The sequence below is a fragment of the Verrucomicrobiia bacterium genome (assembly GCA_035574275.1).
Lineage (GTDB): Bacteria > Zixibacteria > MSB-5A5 > DSPP01 > DSPP01 > DSPP01.
Map to the genome: position 1 here is coordinate 1 of DATLYY010000049.1, position 2,680 is coordinate 2,680.

Consider the following 2,680-nt stretch of genomic DNA (forward strand, 5'->3'; position numbering starts at 1 on the left):
AAAAACACGCCGACCTTACATAAATTGAGGGGTATGGGAAATTTCCCATACAGAGTTGCAGCTGGCTCTTCCGTATCAACCCGTTCCGGGCGGTAAACTTTTGCAAGGCCTTACCGATACTTTAGATGTGGCCGAACTGACAACTACCGACCGCGCGAAAATATCCTTGCGCCGCCGAACCCGCCCCATCTGGCGGGACTATCTCGAAGTGGCCGTGGTAGCCTTGGTGCTGGCGTTCATTTTGCGCGCCTACGTGGTGCAGGCCTTCCGCATACCAACCGGTTCGATGGAGAACACCCTTCTGCCCGGGGATTTTCTTTTGGTCAACAAGTTTATTTTCCATTTCAAAGATCCCAAGCCGGGAGAGATCATCGTTTTCCAGTATCCGTTGAACACGGACCGGGTTTTCGTCAAGCGCTGCGTGGCCGTCGGCGGGCAGACGGTGGAAATCCGGAACAAGGTTTTGCGGGTGGACGGGAAGGTGGTGCCGAATCCGCAGGACGCCAAGCACAAAGACCCCAAGATACTGCCGCGGGAATTTTCCTCTCGCGATAATTTCGGCCCCAAGCAGGTGCCGCTGGATCAATTCTTCGTGCTCGGCGACAACCGGGATGACAGCCAGGATTCGCGGGAGTGGGGTTTTTTGGAACGCAAATATCTTATCGGCAAGCCGATAATCGTTTACTGGTCCTGGAAGCCAGATTCGCAGGAGCCGAAGCTGGAGTTTCCGTATGTTTTTGAATTTATCAGCCTAACGGTTTACAACATCGCCCATTTCTTTGAGCGGATGCGGTTCGACCGGTTGGGAATGGTGGTAGATTAATCCGAATCTGTAAATCTTAATCATTTAAAGCGCCGTTTTTCGATTCATCTAATCCGCATATTTTTTTGGCTTGTAGGCCAATTCTACAAATTGTAGTGGCTGGCAGCTGACCACTATATGTAGTTAAATTGGTTGATTGTAACAAGAGTTTCCGGTTTTTTGCAAAAAAGTGCTTGACAAATTGTTGGAATCCCCCCATACTTTAAATTCAGGTAAAAAGGGTTTTACGGTTTTGCCGGAAATTTTTCCGGTAAGGGCCCCGGTTTTTTTGGGGCAGGACGGCGGTCCCCTCGGCTTGTGTGAGGGGGTGAATGAACGCATAACATATGCGGGAGGTGAGTTGTAATGTACGAGCTGCTCATCGAACAACTTGAGGAAAAGGTAGCCCCCGGCGGCGGCGGTTCAGTCGGCGGATAGTACGAGCAGCCTTATCCTTCGAAGGTAATAAGGGCTGTCCGAAAGGCGGCCCTTTTTTATTTGTCTTAGTTTTGAGCGGAGCTACCCGGGTTGTTGCATTCATTAACTTAGTACATAGAGCACTTATATTTCTTAGTTGCTTGAGGGTTTTTGGGTTATAAAAAATGTGAAGTTTTTTCGTATTTTCACTTTTTGGTTCAAATTGGCCGCTTGTCTGGGTCTTGATGTTGACTTTTTTGCTGAAAGATTCGTATTTGTAAATGCAAGTGTTCCGTATTTAGAAAGCTACGAACTGGCCGCAAGGCCCGGACGCTTGGTCCCTTCCAGTTGACTGGGAGGGAAACCGACGTAGCTCACAGGAGGTGAGCCGATGTACGAACTGCTCATCGAACAGCTTGAGGCGAAGGTCGCTCCGGGATTGGGTTCCAGCGGCCAGCAATAGCAGAAAGCTGTTTTAGCAGCGGAAGCCCCGCAATGCGGGGCTTCTGTTTTTTTATTCGAAATAACCCTTACAACCGGTTTCAGTAACTCAACAATCCTGCTATTTTCTGAATTTCCGAAAGCAGCTCCCTTTTTTGCGGATCGCCGAAGTAGCTGTTCAAGCTTTCCTCCGAGGAGAAATTTCCCTTCAGGTCCTCCAAAATCTGTGCCGCCAATTGCAATTCGTTGAAGGCCTTTTGGTAGTTTTTCTCCTCTAACCAGAGCCTGGCCATAAGATGATGCAGCCGCCAGATTTTTTCCGGCTCGGCTAAATCATAAGCCAGCTTGAGCGCTTCGGCGGCTTTTTGGCGGGCGGTCTCCCATTGCGCGGAATCAAAAGCGGAGCGCGCCTCCAAGAATAGGCTTTCACAGGAAAGCGTTGTGCTCACCGGCACGGACGAAAGCTGACGGACCCCGGATAGGAGTTCCTCGATTTTTCCGGTTTGGTCTTCTATCCCCAATAAGTCAATCCGTTCCAGCGTTAATCGCTGGCGTTCCGGAAAATATTCGCTGTCGGCCAAAAATGCTTCTGCATCATCCAGATGCTTTTTTGCTTCAGCGGTTTTTCCATTGCGAACGGCCAGCTTTCCCAAGAGCATGGCAAGTCGTGCCCGCAAGCTGCGGTCTTGAACCCCCTTTATTCGCTCAGAGGTCTCGGTGGCCGCTTTTTCCGTCCCGGACAGGTCGTTCACCAAAAGAGCCAGTTCGATTTTTTCCAGCCGGAGCGGAATCTCGCTGGGCAAATCATGGATTTCCTCTATTAAGGAATGCCCATAGTTCAAATACTTTTCCGCCTCGGCATACTGCCCTTGGGCTTTCAAGCTGCCTCCCAGCGTGGCGAGAAGGGAAAGGTGGTTGCCCTTGAAGTTGATTTTTTCCGACACCTCCAAGCCCAAAAGCGCGTAATGGATGGCCTCCGGATAATTACTGGCGCGGTAGGCCGCTATTGCCAGGTTGTCG

At 50.4% G+C, this 2,680-nt stretch carries 2 protein-coding genes; one reads left to right on the forward strand and one right to left on the reverse strand.

Features of this window, described 5'->3' with window-relative positions:
• Positions 1-100 precede the first annotated feature (100 nt).
• A complete protein-coding gene (lepB, locus tag VNL73_07455) occupies positions 101-823 on the forward strand; it encodes a signal peptidase I (GenBank protein ID HXF49245.1) in 723 nt (240 codons plus the stop codon).
• Positions 824-1,761: 938 nt separating this feature from the next.
• Here the strand turns inward: lepB and VNL73_07460 are convergent.
• The coding region (locus VNL73_07460) for a hypothetical protein (GenBank protein ID HXF49246.1) at positions 1,762-2,680 on the reverse strand (919 nt) is incomplete at its 5' end.